Below are 18,554 nucleotides of genomic sequence, written 5' to 3'. Positions count from 1 at the left end.
TGTATTTTCGGGGTTTATTACAATGACTAGAAAGGAACGTATTGCCGCAACTATAACTGGTATTGCACTCTTCTGCGTGGCAGCATTGTTTTCCATTGGATTATTACTTGGTCTCCTAGATTTCGGATCGACAGACAGCAGGTTTCTTCCTGCCTTGGGTCAGATGCTGCTTTCAGTATACGGCCTTTGCTCCATCCTTATTCCTGCCTTCTTCTTTGTTGCAGGAGCTTTCTGCCTTAGCGCAAAATGGAACATCCAGAGAGCCTTCATTCTTCTGGTAAGCATCATCCCGTTCTTTACATTCGTGGTTGCCGAGCGTACCTGCATTGCCATTTCCAATCAGGATACAAGTCCCCTTGCTTTTGTCAAGATTTCCTCCATCATCATAATTGCACTCCTTCTTGTGATCCTTGAATATCTCCTGTCCGTGACATTGGCATCATTCATAGAAAACAGGCTCAAGGATAAACCAGAAGTCCCTGCCGAAAGACCTGCAAGAAAAGAAAGAAAGGTCGAGGAGATTGAATGGGGACCACAGTACACAAATGCACCTCACGCAGATCCAAAGGATTATGAGGACAACGGAGAACTTGAAAACCCACAATCTGAATCCTCTGAAGCTGAACCTGATTCAACCAGCAGAAAAAGAACCCTATCTTTCCTCAAGAACAAGCCTGCTGACCTTAAGCATCTATTCGTCCAGAAGATTTCCTTTGCAAATAGAAAACGCGCGCTTGATGAAAATGATATCGATGAATCAATCCACAGCAAGGAAGAAACCGATGTCCAGGAAAATGATCAGGCCACCGAGAGTCCTTCCGTGGAAACTCCAAAGAAAAAGATTTCCTTCAACTGGTCCATTGACGATGAAGGCAATGTCAAAGGTAAGATAGATCCTACTGAAATTTCTGATTACCCAACCGACATAACGAATCAGAGCAGGGAACAGCTGCAGGAATCAAAACATGCCGAAAGCTCAAATGAAAATTCAGGCGAAGAACAGGAAGAGCTTTCAATTGACGATGAAATCACAGTCGATCCAGTCCAGGAAGACACCATAGAGATTCCATCGGATGACGAGCTTGATGAATTCGTAGACGATGCTTCAGAGGGCGATGAAAATCCAGAAGCAGAAGACTACGGTTCAGGCAAGGATGAAATTCTCTTTGAGGATGTAGACATAATCGACCAGTTTGAAAGGGAATCCCAGAGCCTTACTTCTGAAATAGATCCTTTTGATTCAGGAGATGAACAGGAAGAAGAAATTCAGTACGACATGGAATTTGAAGATCCTGCCGATGAAAGCACCGAAGAACCTGGCGATGATTTTCCCTATGAAAATGATGGGATTGAAGAACCTGTGATCGAAAGCAACATCGTAGATGAACCAGTCGATGAAGACTTTTCCGTTGAGGATAACATCAACGAAGAAATAGATGAATCCTTCATGGAAGACCAGATCATCACAGACATAAAGAACACCGACAGGACTGCAAATTTCAATCCAGATGCAACTGGACTTGGAGATATTTTTTCCCAGATGGAACAGGATGCAAGAAAAGTTGTTGAAGGTGACTCAAACGAAAATGTCGATCCTCTCGCATCTCCTGTAGTCGATTCAAATGGTAATCCTGTCGCCGCCAATTCCAGATCCGATGGAAGCATTAAACCTGCAGTAGCGATGGTTCCTCCAAAGAAAAAGAAAAAACTTGGGGCATATAAAATCGACACTGGGCTACTTACAGCCTATGCAGAAAATGAGTACTGGATCATTGATGAAGAAACAAAGCAGGCTTCAATCAATCTTCAGGAAACCCTCAAGGAATTCAGCATCCAGGCAGAAATCATAGGTATCCGCAAGGGTCCTGTGGTCACCATGTTTGAAATCCTTCCTGCTCCTGGCGTTAAGCTATCAAAGATTGTCGGTCTTGCTGACAACATCGCACTTCGTCTTGCTGCACAGTCAGTACGTATCGTTGCACCAATTCCTGGAAAACGTGCAGTCGGTATTGAAATTCCTAACAGAGACAGAGCCATTGTTTCTTTCCGTGAATGCATCGAACAGAACCGTCCTGAATGGAAAAAGATGTCGGTGCCTGTAATCCTTGGAAAAGACATCGAAGGCGAGACACAGATCATGGACCTTGTAAAGACTCCTCACCTCCTTATTGCAGGATCAACAGGTGCAGGTAAATCTGTTTGCGTCAACAGCATGATTCTTTCTATTCTTTACAAGAGAAGTCCAAGCGACGTAAAGATGATTCTCATCGACCCTAAGGTTGTTGAGCTTAAACTTTACAACCACATTCCTCATTTGCTTACTCCCGTAATCACAGAATCCAAGAAGGCAATGCAGGCCCTCCAGTACTGCCTTTGTGAGATGGAACGCCGCTATGCTGTCCTCGACAGCCTCGGTTGCCGTGACATTTCAAGCTACAATAAAAAAATAGTCGACCAGCACATAGCGACAGAAAAAATTCCATACCTCATTGTCATCATCGACGAGTTTGCTGACCTCATGGCTACAACTGGAAAACAGCTTGAAGGTGTTGTAGCACGTCTTTGTGCCATGTCCCGTGCAGTCGGCATCCATCTTGTCCTTGCAACTCAGCGTCCTTCAGTCGATGTCATCACTGGTCTCATCAAAGCAAACATTCCAAGCCGTATTGCCTTCATGGTTGCAGCAAAAACAGACAGCCGCATCATCATCGACCAGATGGGTGCCGAAAAGCTTCTTGGTAAAGGCGACATGCTCTATGCAAGTGCTACGGATCCTTTCCCTGTCCGCATACAAGGTGCATTCATTTCCGACCAGGAAGTCGAGGATGTAGTTGAAGCCGTAAAGGAATGGGGAGAGCCTGAATACATCGACGATGAAATTTTTGTTGACGATGAAGAAGATGAATCAAATGGACAGATGTCCTTTTTCAACGACGGTGCAGATGATCCGTTATACGACAAGGCACTGGACATTGTAATTCAGGCTGGCAAAGCAAGCGCAAGCTACATTCAGCGTAGACTTAGCATCGGATACAACCGTGCGGCTCGTCTTGTCGAGCTTATGGAGGAACGTGGAATCGTAGGTCCTGCAAATGGATCAAAGCCTCGTGAAATCATCCACATGCCTTAAGCACAGTTTCCGTCTGTAAAAATTTTTAATTTGGTTTATGACAGGAACCATGTTATAATTGGAGATGAAAATGGAAGAAAGCAAAAATGAATCGACGATGAATATTTTGACTCAGTTCCAGAACCTGCAGCAGTCAGGCATGCTTTCTTCTGTTGAAAATCTAAAGAAAGAGAACACTGACCTTATCCGTATCGTCAATGACATCTCCCACTTGATTTCCCTCACTGAAGTTGATTCCATGATCGACTTCCTGTGTTCCCGCTTCCTTGAATATTTCATTCCAGACAGGCTTGTATTCCTTTTTCAGCCGCCAAGGAAAAAGCATTTAAGGCAGTATGTATATCGAAGGCTCGTAAAGACAGATGAAAGCATCTCGACCGAATCCTTTTCCTTTCTCAAGGATTATTTCGACCAGAATCTGACCCATGAGCAGTCAGGTGCCGTCCACTACTTCAACGAAATAAAGGACAGTCTTCCTTCTGAAATTTCAGACAGCATTCTTGAGGACATAAACCCTCATTTTGTAATTCCTTTGATCGCCATCGGAGGAACTTACGGTATCGTATTCATCACCAATAAAATCACAGACACTGAATACTCCGATTCACAGATTTCATACATCAGCAGAATTTTTTCCATTCTTTCCATTACAATGCAGAATGGACTTCATTATGAATCTTCCATCACGGATTCAAAGACAGGCTTATACACCAACGACTTCTTCTTCTCAAGACTGAATGAAACTTTATCCTCTGTAAAAAGATATAAACAGACTTCAGCTGTACTCATCCTGGACATTGACTTCTTCAAGAAATTCAACGACAACTGGGGACATCTTGTTGGGGACAAAGTCCTTATATCCATTGCCAATACCCTCAAAAAAACTTTGAGAAACGAGGATTGCATCGCAAGATTTGGTGGAGAAGAATTCTCTATCCTTCTGACCCAATGCACTTCAGAATCTGTTTTCAAGGTTGCAGAACGCGTCAGGAAAGCCGTCGAGGACATGGTGCTTTATGAACAGGATAAACCTCTAAAGGTAACGGTCAGCATAGGTGGTGTAATCATAGATTATCATGAAGATCTGGAACCAAGGATAATCTTCAAGAAGGCGGATCAGGCGCTCTACTACTCAAAGGAACACGGCAGAAACCAAAGCACCATTTATAAGCTTGGTCTTCTGGATCTTGCAAGGATGCATAACAACGACTTTGACATTTTCGACGAGGAATAAAAAAAGCCTTCAAATGAACTTTTGCTTCACTTGAAGGCCTTTGATTTTTAAAGGTTTAATGCTTCAAACTGCATCAACACGAATGGATGAACCCCATCGGCCCGAATCAATATCCGTCGCTCATGCTGCGATTGATGTCTCTCTGGAACAGTTCTGCATAGGCAAGACTTCTTTTCTTAAGTTCTTCCTTAAGCTCCTGTGGGAACGGAAGATATCGCCAGAAGATTGCTCGGACTTCCTTGTCAAGCTTCTGTGTTCCCATTGATTCCTTTGTCATCCAGAGGATATAGTCATCGATGAAGAACTGCTTGATGTCTCCCTTCATCTTATGTTCTTCAAGATACTGATAGTAATGGCCTGTAAGACCGTCGCTCATCCAGTCAAAGGATGCCTTTTCCTTTGCTACCTGCCAGCGCAAATCGGCAACGGCAGTAAGACATGCAGTTTTAAGATCGCGAGGATACATCGGAATACAGATTCTACCACGGCTTGAAAGTCTGTTGAATCTATCGAATGGTTCCCAACAGAAGCCAGAATCACCATAGGATGGAACAAGAAGAGTATAAGGAACGATTCTATGCGGAATGTTCTTATGTATGCGGCAGAAGCACTGAGGATCTATAGATTCAATCCACTGCAGCTCTCTGATTACATTTTCGCGGAAGCCAGTAAACTTGTCGATACAGTGGAAGAATTCTCTTGTAAAAACCGGGAACTGGTTACCCTGCCGTCCACAGGTCATCTTATGCATCTGACGCAAAGTATTCATCTCACCAAGAATCTCTTCTTTTCCAACGCTTACTTCTTCGACCACTTCATTGGATTTGGCGTTGAGGCTTTCCTCAATGTCCTTTGCTTCCTTGAATTCATTCAGGTAATTTGAAAGCTCCTTATCGACCTTCTGCAATGAACGGAAAAGGTTTGTGATGTCGCTGAACATTTTCCTCTGCAGATCTGTATAAGGAGCCTTATGAGGATCAAGCCCCATTACAGTTTCATGCACCATGAGCTCTTCCATTCTGCTCATTACCTGATGTTCAAGGGTCTGTCGTTCCGCTTCTTTTGCATTTAAAAGGCTTTCAGAAGTCTGCATCTTTCCACTGTTCTTGCTCTTAAGCTGTTGAATCCTTGCCTGCTCTGCACCTGCCCCTCCCTTGTTTGCTCCCTTGACTGGAGTTTCATCTGTTGTGGAAGGCTTCATGTGACCGAGGGCAATGCTTTTTATCCATTCATCCATGTAAAGAACAGGTTCATAGGTATTGTTAAGGTCGATAGCCTTTGCAAACATTGTCTTCTGTTCTGCAGTTGCAAGTGAAGGTAAAAGAATACCATAGCGCATTGCCATCCTCTTGCAGTCTGCAATTCCAGTGCTTGCCATCTTTGGAGCAAGCGTCCTGAGGAATTCCCAGTATGCAGTCACAATCTGCTGACGATAGACAGTCTTGTCTTTTTTATCCTGGCAGTTAAGATATTTCACAAGAAGAGAATGAAGGCGCTGTGAGCTCTGTCCTTCACCTGTAAGGCATTTCTTGTAATATGAAGGATCGTCGTAGACCTGATTAGGTTCCTCATTAAAATATTTTTCAATTGGACGGAATTCCTTGATGTTAAGGTCTACCTCTGGAATACATCCGAGCATCTTTGGTTTGCCTGCAGAATTTTCCTGTTCCTCAACAAAGCGATCAAAATCCTTATTGGAAGAACTGCTAATCATACTAGTGAATTCATCTCCAGCCACGCCGAACCCTGATCCACTATTTGATTCAGCCTGCGAAAAGAGGGCTTCAAAAGACTGATCGTCATCTTCGTATGCCATTGAATATACTCCCGAAATTTTAATATCTATTAATTATATCATGCGAATTTATAAGTTGTAAACAAAAGGTTTTTCGCTAGAATTTTACTTGCTTAGATCTTTTACAGAATCGCGTTCCACAAGTTCTGCCTGAACCCTTACGCAATCGTGTACAGGAATTCCTACAAGACGATTCATCAGCATTTCCGATGAAAGCTTTCCGATGGTAAGCCTGTTCTGTTTGAATGTGGTCAATGTCGGTGTAATGAATTCCGAGGCCTGTTCGTTATCAAATCCTATGATTGAGATTTCATCGGGCATCTTTACCTTTATGGACTCAAGGTATTCCATCGCACCAAAAGCCATGTTGTCATTGGCAACAAACACCGCAGTAAGCTGCGGATTCTTTTCATGAAGTTTTTTCATCGCCTCATAGCCAAGCGCTCTTGTCCACTTTGCGCAGTATTCAATGTTGCTTTCATCAAATTCCAATCCCGCTTCATCCACTGCCTTCCGTAGACCTTCAAGCCTTTCCTTGGCGGCAAGATTATACTGCGTAAAGGAGCCGGAAATGTATCCGATCTTTTTATGTCCTTTTTCTATAAGGAATTTTCCTGCCTTGTATCCTGCATCGACATTTGCAGTCACAACCGAAGGAACTCCTGGTATTATGTAGTTGATTGAAACACAGGGTATTTCTGAATTTGCAAGCTCCATAAGATCTTCATCCACACTCAGGGGGTTGATGATCATGACAGCATCTACATTTCGGTGTAGGCAATGTTCAAGATAGGAGCGTTTTTTTGCAAGAAGAGACCGAGAAAGAAAAATCAGATCATAGCCGGAATTTTCCATCTCGGTCCTGATGGTGTTCATGATACCGCCAAAGAGTGGATGTTCAAAGCCGCGCTGCATGTCGGCATCTTCAAAGATCACACCGACAAGATATGATTTCTTTGTAGTAAGAGAACGCGCAGCCATGTTCGGTTTGTAACCAAGAGCTTCAGCAGCCTTAAGGATCTTATCCCTTGTCTTTACGCTCAAGCCCCCGGTTCCATTGAGCGCCTTGGAAATTGTCGGAGCCGAATAGCCCGTTTCCTTGGCGATATCATAGATCGTTACCATTTTTCCTTATACTCTTTTGTATATGAAATATTCAAAGTCACAAGGATTTGTATACTGGACCATGTCGGCGCAGTACATTCCAACAAATGCTCCTGTAAATCCCTGTCCGCCGTATTCGTCAGAAAGCTTTGTGGCATCAAGCAATGGTCTCATCTGGCGGAAATTGATTCCATCCTGTGACCACCAGAAGAATCCCTTCTTGCCGTCAACCTTGAGCTTTATCCAAACCGGTTTATTTTCCTCGATTGGAATTTCTACTTCGCGGATGAAGCCCTCTGGCATTATTGTCATTACATTGATGACCTTTCCAAGTTTTTCATCATGGGTTACGACACAGAGGTACTGTGTCTCTTCATCATAGCGGTAGACCATGCCTGCAAAATGCTGGAAATCGGTAGGATTGAATTCAAGCTTTGTCTCAGCCTCAAAAGCAAAGTCTGTCTGGCGGCGGGCAACAAGTCCCTGCTCAAATGTTGAAACAGGGGACTGTCCCCCATGAATCCTAAGCCAGCCTGGACGTTCCTTTGTGCTGAACCTGTCTTCTGTCATTGGGATGCGGAGTGTCTTAAAATCAAGCTTCCAGTCATCATTGTCGAACGTATATTTTTCTGCAGGATGGATTGCTCCATGACCTGGAAGGATCTCACCTTCACCTTCAACTTCGATATATTCTGGTGGGAAATTCTGAAGTGAACCGTCAGGCTGCTTTACGAATGGCCAGCCATCCTTCCATTCAAGCTCTGCGATTCCTGTTTCACGACCAAGGATACAGCGTTCTGTACCTTCTACTGGGCGACCGCAAAGATATACAAGGTAGTCTTTCTTTCCGTCTGGACTCTTGCACATTGCACCGTGTCCTGCACGCTGCAACCAGATTTCGTCATGACCATAAGAAGAAATCAATGGATTGCATGGATGAACTTCATAAGGACCAGTGATGCTCTTTGATCTGCCACAGCTGATTGCATGCTCATAGCATGTTCCGCCTTCAGCAGCAAAGATATAATAGTATCCGTCCCTTTTGTAAAGATGAGGTCCTTCTACAAGACCAATGTCTGTACCACGGAAAATCTTGTGGATAGGACCTACAAGCTTCTTCTGCTTTGCATCGTATTCCTGAAGAAGGATTCCAGAGAACTGGCGTGGACCTGTCTGGCGGTAATCCCATTCCATGTTGATGTACCAGTGCTTTCCGTCATCATCGTGGAACATGGAAGCATCAAAACCGCTTGCGTTCATGAATACTGGGTCTGACCAAGGACCTTCGATAGAAGGAGCAGTAGTAAGATAGTTTGGACAGTCCTTCCAAGGACCTGCATTCCAGCTGCGTACATTTGTATAAATCAAGTAAAACAGCTTCTCAGATTCACAATATGTAAGACATGGTGCCCAGATTCCACAAGAAGCCTTGTTTCCTGCCATATCCAAAAGTGTCTTAGTCTGCAACGGTGAGGCAACCGGTTGCCAATTTTTCAAATCTTTAGAGCGGTGTAACTCTACACCAGGAAACCACTCAAAGGTGGAATTTGCAATAAAACATTCACCGTTTGCATTGACGATGGATGGATCTGCGTGAAAACCAGTAAGAATTGGATTGTAAACCTTCATTTATATGACTCCAAATTTATTATTTTGCTAAAAAAAAAAGCAGGGTTCCCGCAATGGAAACCCTGCTGCGAATTTAATGCTATTCCTTTACAGAACCCATTGTAATTCCGGAAATGATGTATCTAGACATGAATGCATAGAATACAAGGATTGGAATAAGGGATACTGCAACACCAAGGTAGATTGAACCGTATTCTGTACGGTAGATATCACCACGAAGTGTCTGAACAAGCATAGGAAGTGTATACTTCTTCTGATCCGAAAGGAGAACGAATGGTGTCATGAAGTTGTTCCATGAACCAACGAAAGAGAAAATACACTGTGCTGCAAGAGCAGGAACCATGATTGGAAGAATGACAATGTTGAAGATCATGAACTCACCTGCACCATCGATACGTCCAGCATCGATAAGCTCAAATGAAAGGATGGATTCCATATACTGCTTGATGAACAATACAGTACCTGCAGAAGCGATTGTTGGAACAATCAAAGGAATAAAGCTGTTTGTAAGGTGACACTTAGCCATGAACTGGTAGAAACCAATGAATGAAAGTGTACCTGGAATCATGATTACGATAAGGATGAAAGCCCAAAGGAAATTACGACCCTTAAATCTATAAACATGAATTGCATATGCTGTAAGTGTCGAGAAATAAACACCAAGCACTGTACAACAAACAGAAATGAAAGCACTGTTGCTGAAACCCTGCCAAATCTTAAAGTTACGGCTTGTAAGATTGTGCCAGTTGTTCATTGTGTTTCCACCAGGAAGGAAAGAAAGACCTTCGTTGATCTGTGCATTCGAACGAGTTGCGTTGATAAGCATCAGGTAAATTGGTACAACCGCAATGATTGTAAACAAGATCATGAGTACATAAATTATCGATCTTTTAGCGGTAAGGGTTGCTCTATCGCTTCTCATCTGTTAGTCCTCCTTTTTTCATACAAGTAGTGATGAAGTGCAACTACACCAACACCAACATAACCGAATGCGAGCAAGAGAATGAACATTCTTGTCCACATGTAGAGAGCGAATCCAACGATGATGAATATCAACATAAGCAAGAGATACCACCACTGGTTGAACTTGCGGTCCTTAATCATCTGGTTGATCATAGTAGCAAGAAGGATAGTGATGATGAATACTCCGATGGCAATTGCTGCGGCATAAGAATAGTCAGTCTTACCCTGGAATCCCATGTTATACAGGTAAACACCCATTGTACGGATTGCATAACGAGGTCCACCACGCATATCTGTAAGAAGGAATGGAATTTCGAACAACTGCATACCACCAATCATTGATGTAACGAGGAGGTAAAGCATCATTGGGCGAAGCAATGGGATTGTGATCAACCATGTCTGCTGTCTCTGGTTTGCACCGTCAACGATTGCAGCTTCGTACAATGAAGGTGAAATACTTGTGATACCTGCCATAAGCATGATCAATGTATGTCCACACCACATCCACCACTGAATGAATGCAACGATGATTCTTGGAACCCAGTCAATAAGGTAATCCTTATCTGGAGTAACATTCATACGGAAAAAGTTGAAACCACGAAGAACTTCTTCACCATCAACAATTTCAGTAGCCCATATATTCAAGGTACCAGTAAGAAACTGGTTTACAGGTCCGATTGGATATGCAAACAAACTGCGGAACAAGATAGCGATAGATGCTGTTGTAAGCAAGTTAGGCATATAGAATACGGCTCTGAACAAACCTTTACATTTCAAATTCAAACGCAAATCTGTGAACCAGATTGCAAAAATAAGAGCAATACTAAGCTGAGGAGCAAAGTTAAGGCCCCACATACAGAAAGTATTGTAAACTGAATCCCAGAAGAACTTGTCTGTAACAAGTCTCTTGAAGTTTTCAAGTCCAACAAAGCCCATGTCTGTCTTAAAGCCCTTTATGTCGCTGAAACCGAGCATAAGGGTATAGATTACAGGCCAAAATTGGAATGCTGCGTAAACCAGGATAAAAGGCAGAACAAAAACTGCACCTGCTCTGTTAACTCTAGTTTCTATTCCGGATTTTTTCTTCATCAAAGCACCTCACAAATTCCGGCAGAAACCGGATAAAAAAAAGCCCAATATAACCGCCTTTATCCAAGGCGGCTATATCAGGCATTATACACTAGGGAAATTAGTTACCAAGTGAAAGCTGTGCTGCAACCTGCTCCTTGAAATCTGCAAGAGCCTGTTCCAATGACTTTTCACCGTTTACATAAGCACCAGTTGCTTCACCGAAGATACCTTCGATAGCCTGGTCTGTACCCTGTGAGAGCTTTCCGTTAACATTCTTTGCCATTTCAGCAAATTCTGCATAGTGGTTCTGTCCACCAAGGAATGCTTCAGAGAAGTTGTCCTTAACCTTTGCTACAACCTTAGCGTTAGAAACAACGTCACCAGTATCCTTTGCCCAGTTCTCGAGGAATGTGTCATCTGTAGCTACGTACTTGATGAGTTCCTTAGCTGCATTAGGGTTCTTTGTCTTTGCCCATGCACCTACCCAAGTACCACCCCAGCGGTATCCTACTGGACCAGCACACATTGCCCAGTCACCTGATGTTTCTGGAGCATTTGTCTTAAGAACATAGTGGAGACCCCATGTTGGGAGGAAGTAAGAGAATACTTCCTTTGTGTTTCCTGATTCATCAGCGAGAACACCCTTCATACCAGCGAACCAACCTTCTGACCACTGACCAACACGACCTTCAAGACCACGATCCTTGAGAGTCTTACACATCTTCATGTATTCTTCCATAAGTGGATCTACAACGAGCTTGTCGTTTACTACCCATGGATTCTTGCGGCCAGATGAGTATGGCTTGAAGAGGTCACCTGTTGAAGATACGATGTAGCAGTTTCCGTTTGACTTTGTCTTGAGGAGTTCTGCTGTCTCGAGGAACTTGTCCCAGTTAGCGAGAGCCTTCTGAACTTCTGCTGGATCATCTGTACCGAGGTACTTCTTTGCGAGTGAGCGGCGATAGAATACAGCACCTGGAGTTACCTGCCATGAGAGACCGTATACCTTTCCGTTGTATGTACCAACTTCTGCTGGGTAAGCAATCATCTTGTCCTTGATTTCGTTGTAAACGTCTGTAAGGTCAAGAAGAAGACCTGATTCAACGTACTTGCGAACGAATGCGTCTTCGAGAGCGAAAACGTCTGGACATCCTGAACCAGAAGCGAGAACTGGGTCAAGCTTGTTTGGGAACTGGTCTGTTGGTGTGAGTGAGTATTCAACTTCATACTTACCCTTGAAGCGACCATCTTCCTGGAAATACTTTGTGATCATTCCGTCCAATTCGTCTGTAAATGACCATACTACGAGCTTGTTGCTTGCATCCTTACCAGCTGATGCTCCGTCTTTCTTTGCACATCCTACGAGTGCAAGTGATGCACATGCTACTGCAGCAGCAACTGCAACCAATTTCTTCATACGTTCCTCCTATTAGTTATGCATATGAAAATATTACATCGGACTCCACATTTTTTAATTTGATATTTAGGAACCCGAGGGTTACGATTTAAAGCCGGAATACCTACGGAAACCGGTTTCAAATATTAGTATAAGTCCACGATATTAAATTGTCAAACAAATTCTTACCAAAATTACCATTACAAAGTGAAAATTCTTCAATTTATGGTTACTCTAAGGAAAATCCATAAAAATTCACAAGAATTCCAATATTTTCAATAGAATAGTCTTTCGCCCATCGCTATTTTTGAATAGTTGCCTGCATTTTTAGACATAAATGTAGACAAATGGAAAATTTTCTGTATATTGAAAAGAATAAAACAATGAAAGGAGTTCAGAATGCAGTACGGCTATTTTGACGATGAAGCAATGGAATATGTTGTAACACGCCCTGACACACCTACATCTTGGAGCAACTATCTTGGTTCCACAGAATACGGTGCTGTCATCACAAACAACGCAGGCGGTTACGGATTTTACAAATCTGGTGCACAGGGAAGATTCATGCGCCTCAGGTTCAACTCAATCCCGATGGATCAGCCTGGTAGATATTTCTACCTCCGCGACATGGAAAGCAAGGACTACTGGTCGGCTTCATGGCAGCCTGTAGGAAAGCCTCTCGACAAATACAAGAGCATCTGCCGCCACGGTACTGCTTACTCTATTTTTGAAACAGAATATGAAGGCATCAAGTCTGAAGCAAAGTACTTTGTTCCTCTTGGACAGACCTTCGAATACTGGAGACTCAAGGTAACAAACACTGGCTCAAAAGCAAGAAAGCTCCGCGCATTCACTTACTGTGAATTCTCCAACCAGTGGAACACAACACAGGACCAGGTCAACCTCCAGTACTCAATCTTCATCTGTAAGGGAGAAAAGGCAAAGGAGAACATGCTCCGCTATTCTATCCACGAAAACCTTTACCTCCAGCACCAGAAGAACCCAGCCATCGGCGACTACATGAGCGAATGGATGGCCCTCGTTGGACAGCCAATGACAGGCTACGATACAGACCGCCAGTCGTTCATCGGCACATACGGAAGCTACAAGGAACCTGATTCAGTCATCAACGGAGAATGCAAGAACTCAAACGCTTACGGCGACAACATCTGTGGTTCAATGCAGTCTGACATCGAGCTTGCACCAGGCGAAACAAAGGAACTCGTTGTTCTTCTTGGTATCGGCGATGCAAATGTTGAAGGCGAAAAGGCTGTTAAGGAATTCGGCTCCATCGCAAAGTGTGACGAAGAATTCGACAAGCTTGTTAAGGCATGGCACGCAAAGCTCGGAAGCCTCAACGTTAAGACTCCAGATGAAGACATCAACCACACAGTAAATGTCTGGGGACTTTACAACTGTCTTATTACCTTCGCTTGGTCTCGTGCAGCATCTTTGGTTTACAACGGAGAACGCGACGGTCTCGGTTACCGCGACTCAGTTCAGGACATCCTCGGTGTTTCTGCAGCAATTCCAGAAGAAGCAGAAGAACGCCTTGTTCGCCTCTTGAGCGGACAGTTTGCAAACGGCGGTGCCCTCCCAGTCATTTCAAAGGACTTTGTTGCAGGAAAGCAGAAGATGATTCCAGCAGAAGAATTCCGTTCGGACGACTGCCAGTGGTTCTTCAACGCAATTCCATGTTTCGTTGCTGAAACAGGTAAATTTGACTTCTACAACCGCGTAGTTCCTTACGCAGACCAGGGAGAAGCAACAGTTTACGGACACCTTAAGCAGGCACTCCTTTTCAACCTTGAAAGAATGGGTGCAAACGGACTCCCTTGCGGACTCCTTGCCGACTGGAACGACTGCCTTAAGCTCGGTTACCACGGAGAATCCCTCTTTGTTGCTTTCCAGCTCCGCCTTGGACTTACAACATACGCAGACATTTCAAAACGCCTTGGAAAGGAAGACGAAGCAAAATGGGCAATGGCAGAACGCGACAAGCTCGATGCAAACATCCAGAAAAAGTGCTGGGACGGAAAGTGGTTCGTTTGGGCAATTGCAGAAGACGGAACAGTTTATGGAACACACTCAATCGATGAAGGACAGATCTACTTCAATACACAGGTTTGGTCGGTTCTTTCAGGAGCTGCAACACCTGACCAGGTACGCGACTGTCTTGCCAGCGTAAAGGAAAAACTTGCAACACCTTACGGACTCATGCTCTGTGCTCCACCATTCATCTATGCAAGCCGCAACATCATGACATCTGTTGTTTACCCAGCAGGTATCAAGGAAAATGCAGGTATCTTCAACCATACACAGGGTTGGGGCGTCATCGCAGAAATCATGCGCGGAAACGGAGACCAGGCTTACGAATACCTTAAGGCTGCACTTCCTGCTGCATACAACACAAAGGCAGAAGTACGCCAGAGCGAACCATATGTAATCGGTCAGACAACATATTCTTCTGTAAGCCCACGCGCCGGCAACACAAGAGTATCTTGGCTTTCTGGTGCTGCAACATGGAACTACTACTCAATCACACAATACATGCTCGGTATCAGACCACAGTACGATGGCCTCCTGCTTGATCCATGTCTAAAGGCAGACTGGGACGGCTTTACGGCAGACCGCCGCTGGAGAGGCATGAACCTCCACATCGAAGTAAAGAACCCACAGCACGTAAACAAGGGTATCGAATACATCGAAGTAGACGGAAAGAAGCTTGAAGCAGCAGTTGTTCCTGTATCAATGCTTAAGGACGGCAGCAAGATCGTTGCCTACATGGGCAAAAATGCAGTAGCAGTTGAAAACGAAAGAATGTAAGTTGATTTGATTCTTTAAAAGAACGCAGCCCTCTGATTTTTCGATCGGAGGGCTGTTTTTTTCTATATATTTGCCAGCGGATTTGTTCGCGTCTACGGCGCTCACGGGGTGTCACACGGATTGTTCCACGATTCTTGATTGTCCAGAAACAAAGTTTTGGGCTGAGTTTTTTTGTTTTTTCATGTGAAACCGTCATTTTTTATTTTTTTCCGTTTATTAATAGTTATGGAGGATTTGTTCTCCAGATTCTATTTAACGGAGCTGAAATGGAAAAAGAGATCACCATCACCGACAACTTCATGTTTGCAACGGTCATGAAGGACGAAAGCGTTTGCAGACCATTTCTTGAAAGGATGCTCGAAATTAGCATCGAAAAAATTGTCTATCTTGAGCGCGAGAAAGACCTGCGTGTGGACCCATATTCCAAGGGAATCCGCCTGGACGTCCATGTGAAGGACAGCACCAGGGTGTTCTGCCTTGAGATGCAGTGCCTCGACAGGAAGGACCTTCCGCTAAGGACAAGGTACTACCAGAGCTTGCAGGACATATCCTTCCTTGACAAGGGAAATGTTTATGTAGATCTTCCTGAAACCTACATACTTTTTGTCTGTCTGTTTGACATGTTTGGAAAAGGGATTCCAGTCTACACCTTCGAGAACTCCTGCGTGGAGGACAGAGGAATCCTGCTGAATGACAAATGCCATAAAGTATTTTACAATGTTAAAGCGTGGGAAAAGGAAACCAATCCCGAGAGACGCTCACTGCTAAAGTACTTCCATGACAAGAAGGCTGAGGACGACCTTACGAGATGCATGCAGGAGCAGGTGATTCATAACCTCAATCTACGCGAATGGAGGAAAGAACATATGACCATAGAGCAGGAAATAAAACTTCAGGCAAGATATGCCTACGATGACGGCAAAGCGGAGGGGCTATCTCAGGGAGCCCACGAGAAGGCTGTGGAGACGGCAAGAAGCGCAATCGCAATGGGGCTCAGCGTGGAGCAGATTGTGAAGCTTACTGGGCTTAGCGATGAAGAAATTGAAAAGCTCAAGGTCACTGTACAACAGTAGTCGCACTTTGGGCGCTTTAATTGCTAGGAAACCAGCGGATTTGTTCGCGTCTACGGTAATCACGGGGGGGCACACGGATTTGATTTTCCTACGGAAAATCTTATGCGTAGAAGAAGAATGATATTTTTGAATTGCTTTTTTTAACCCCGCTGTGAAAAAACTTTTAGAAATAACTTTTTAATTTTCAAATTCATTATAATAAAAAAAGTGTTTGTCCTTCTTATGCAGTTGCTTTAGCTCTTTGTCGTAAATATTTTTTTGCTTTATTATAATATCTATAAATATGAAACATAGAATTTTACTTCTTATATTTTTCTTTTCTCCCTTTTCACTTTTCGCAGAAAAGAATCTTTCTGTCTCCCCATATTTCTCCATAAAATCAGGAACGCTCTACGAATACCTATATTCCTCTGAAAACAGCAATAATGAAGTAAGCCTTTTGGAATGGGATTATTCTCAGCTTTATTGCCTTGGATTAAAAACTTCATTTGAAAATAAAAATGCTGAATTCTATTTCGGATTTGATTTTGCTCTTCCACTTGAATGTGGCAATATGTATGACTCTGATTACTTTTATAAAAATGGAATTAAGAATAAATGCAATTATAGTTCTAGCAACAATTATTCCAAATTAATTTTCAACAGCATCTTTGGCGCAAACTATCGCTTTTCTTTTTTCGAACGACTTTCTATTACTCCAGAATTTCAACTGCAATATACATTTGCTAAATTTAAGGCCCAGAACGGACACGGAAGATATGGACGAGCTCCATACAGCAAAACCGGAACTGATGTAAACTGGGACAGTGAAGATGCTAAAATTATTTCAAAGTTATACGGATGTGAATTCTACCGTCATAATTTATATACATGGACTGGTCTAACATTATCTTACGATTTTACAAATAAATTTAATGCTGGACTTGGATTTTTTCTCTCTCCATTTTCTTATACATATTCTGTAGATCATCATCTTAACAAACCAACTTATGACACTTACCTAAAGATGGAAGGTCATGGAAATTTATCAAAGTTCAAATATAAACTTTTTTCAAATACATCAATTAATCATAACCTTATTCTCTATACTCATATCGAATTTATAACTGGAAATACAGATAAAGGCATTTCCAAAATTGCTGATTTTACAGAAAAATACTATCCCTTGGATCAAAAAAACGGTGCAAATATTAAACAGACGGATTTTACAATAGGCTTCAAAATTGTTCTTTGACGGTTGAAAATCTTTTTTATCACATTATAATTATAGAAGGGTTTAGTTTAAGCCTGATTTTATATCTTCTGCTCACGCGGGTGGGCGTACGGAAAGAGGTAATTCCTAATGAAAAAATTAATTAAGAGTGCTCTTGTAGTTGCATTGGGTGCAGCTGTTCTTGGAATGATGTCTTGTCAGAAAGACAATGACGAACACAAAATTCTTGAACAGAGCGGAATCGGTGCTTCCGCAAAATGGACAGTTAACTATACAAATGATAGTGCTTCCACATACAACCGTGGATTTAATGTTCTTTCAACAAAGCATACTTCTGGAAAGTGTACAATTACAATAGCTGATAGTGGCGATGCCATTTCTGGTGTTATTGGTTTCGTATTTGGAAAGACAGACAATGCTGATGGAACTGCAAATTTTGGACTTGTCGGAGTTCAAAGAAATAGCTCAACATCTTTGAGGTATTACATTTCTTGGTACTCAAATATTGACCTTTCTAAGATGGATGGTTACGAAAACTTTATCGGTCTCGATGGAAAAAAACCTGCAGATTCTGGAGCTACCGCAAAAGAACAGGGTTTAACACAATGGCAAAATTTTACTAACTATGGTTCAGCAGGATCAGATGTAACACTCATCGTGGAAGTAGAAGCAACAGGAACTGTTGATTCCAATGGAGTTGTAAAGGCTGCAGGTCATGACGGTGGATATAAAATCACACTTAGAAGATCTGATGGAACAGCTATCTTAGAGGATAATACATCATTAACTAATACTATTACAAAGATGAAACCTGATGAGGGTACTGCAAAGCAGGCTGCCATTGGTGCATACGCTAATGTATACCCAGGAAAGACAATGAGAGCTAAAGTTCAGATGACAGACGTTGTTCAGGAACTTGCAGAAGAAGAGTAATTTAAGATAACACTTTAACGCCAAAGAGGCTGTCCAAAAAGTATTGGTGAAGTGCACCCCTAAAGTTGGACAAATAAAGTTCAATTTTAGGAGGTGCATTTTTTATGTCCAAATACTCAGAAGAGTTCAAATTAAAAATTGTAAAAGAGCATAAAGAAACGCATATAGGTTCAAAACGGCTGCATAA

The 18,554-nt window shown here is 42.8% G+C and carries 12 protein-coding genes; 6 read left to right on the top strand and 6 right to left on the bottom strand.

The features are described from left to right. The first annotated feature begins 22 nt into the window (after positions 1-22). Together ACKI39_RS07720 and ACKI39_RS07715 are read left to right on the top strand one after the other, a co-directional pair. Positions 23-3,130, top strand: a complete 3,108-nt coding sequence (locus ACKI39_RS07720) for a DNA translocase FtsK (protein WP_407399268.1) — start codon at positions 23-25, stop codon at positions 3,128-3,130. A gap of 70 nt (positions 3,131-3,200) precedes the next feature. Continuing rightward, the gene (locus ACKI39_RS07715) at positions 3,201-4,364 is read left to right on the top strand and encodes a GGDEF domain-containing protein (RefSeq protein WP_407399266.1); all 1,164 of its coding nucleotides are present in this window, start codon (positions 3,201-3,203) and stop codon (positions 4,362-4,364) included. Between the two features lie 106 nt (positions 4,365-4,470). Here the strand turns inward: ACKI39_RS07715 and ACKI39_RS07710 are convergent, their stop codons facing one another. The 6 genes from ACKI39_RS07710 to ACKI39_RS07685 form a co-directional block, all read right to left on the bottom strand. Next, positions 4,471-6,180 (bottom strand): hypothetical protein, encoded by a 1,710-nt coding sequence (locus tag ACKI39_RS07710; protein WP_407399265.1) that lies wholly within the window; start codon positions 6,178-6,180, stop codon positions 4,471-4,473. Positions 6,181-6,264: 84 nt separating this feature from the next. Then, entirely contained in the window at positions 6,265-7,284 is a 1,020-nt protein-coding gene (locus tag ACKI39_RS07705) for a LacI family DNA-binding transcriptional regulator (RefSeq protein WP_407399263.1), read from the bottom strand. 6 nt (positions 7,285-7,290) lie between these two features. Then, the gene (locus tag ACKI39_RS07700; protein WP_407399261.1) at positions 7,291-8,892 is read right to left on the bottom strand and encodes a glycoside hydrolase family 43 protein; all 1,602 of its coding nucleotides are present in this window, start codon (positions 8,890-8,892) and stop codon (positions 7,291-7,293) included. Between the two features lie 79 nt (positions 8,893-8,971). Further along, a complete protein-coding gene (locus ACKI39_RS07695) occupies positions 8,972-9,814 on the bottom strand; it encodes a carbohydrate ABC transporter permease (RefSeq protein WP_407399259.1) in 843 nt (280 codons plus the stop codon). Continuing rightward, positions 9,811-10,944 (bottom strand): carbohydrate ABC transporter permease, encoded by a 1,134-nt coding sequence (locus tag ACKI39_RS07690; protein WP_407399257.1) that lies wholly within the window; start codon positions 10,942-10,944, stop codon positions 9,811-9,813. The genes ACKI39_RS07695 and ACKI39_RS07690 overlap by 4 nt, the downstream gene beginning before the upstream one ends. A 100-nt stretch (positions 10,945-11,044) precedes the next feature. Next, entirely contained in the window at positions 11,045-12,343 is a 1,299-nt protein-coding gene (locus tag ACKI39_RS07685) for an ABC transporter substrate-binding protein (protein WP_407399255.1), read from the bottom strand. Positions 12,344-12,721: 378 nt separating this feature from the next. Here ACKI39_RS07685 and ACKI39_RS07680 point away from each other — a divergent pair, with 378 nt between their 5' ends. The 4 genes from ACKI39_RS07680 (at position 12,722) to ACKI39_RS07665 (ending at position 18,367) form a co-directional block, all read left to right on the top strand. After that, positions 12,722-15,148, top strand: coding sequence for a glycoside hydrolase family 94 protein (locus ACKI39_RS07680; RefSeq protein ID WP_407399253.1), 2,427 nt, complete (start codon positions 12,722-12,724; stop codon positions 15,146-15,148). A 266-nt stretch (positions 15,149-15,414) separates the two neighbouring features. Then, the gene (locus tag ACKI39_RS07675) at positions 15,415-16,221 is read left to right on the top strand and encodes an Rpn family recombination-promoting nuclease/putative transposase (RefSeq protein ID WP_407399251.1); all 807 of its coding nucleotides are present in this window, start codon (positions 15,415-15,417) and stop codon (positions 16,219-16,221) included. 283 nt (positions 16,222-16,504) lie between these two features. Further along, positions 16,505-17,455 carry an omptin family outer membrane protease gene (locus tag ACKI39_RS07670; RefSeq protein WP_407399249.1) on the top strand — a complete coding sequence of 317 codons (951 nt, stop codon included), beginning with the start codon at positions 16,505-16,507 and terminating at the stop codon, positions 17,453-17,455. 108 nt (positions 17,456-17,563) lie between these two features. After that, positions 17,564-18,367, top strand: a complete 804-nt coding sequence (locus ACKI39_RS07665; protein ID WP_407399247.1) for a hypothetical protein — start codon at positions 17,564-17,566, stop codon at positions 18,365-18,367. The last annotated feature ends 187 nt before the right edge of the window (positions 18,368-18,554 follow it).

The organism is Treponema sp. (genome assembly GCF_045641405.1).
GTDB lineage: Bacteria > Spirochaetota > Spirochaetia > Treponematales > Treponemataceae > Treponema_D.
Note: the sequence above shows the minus strand (reverse complement) of the source record. Positions and strands in the feature narration are given on the sequence as shown.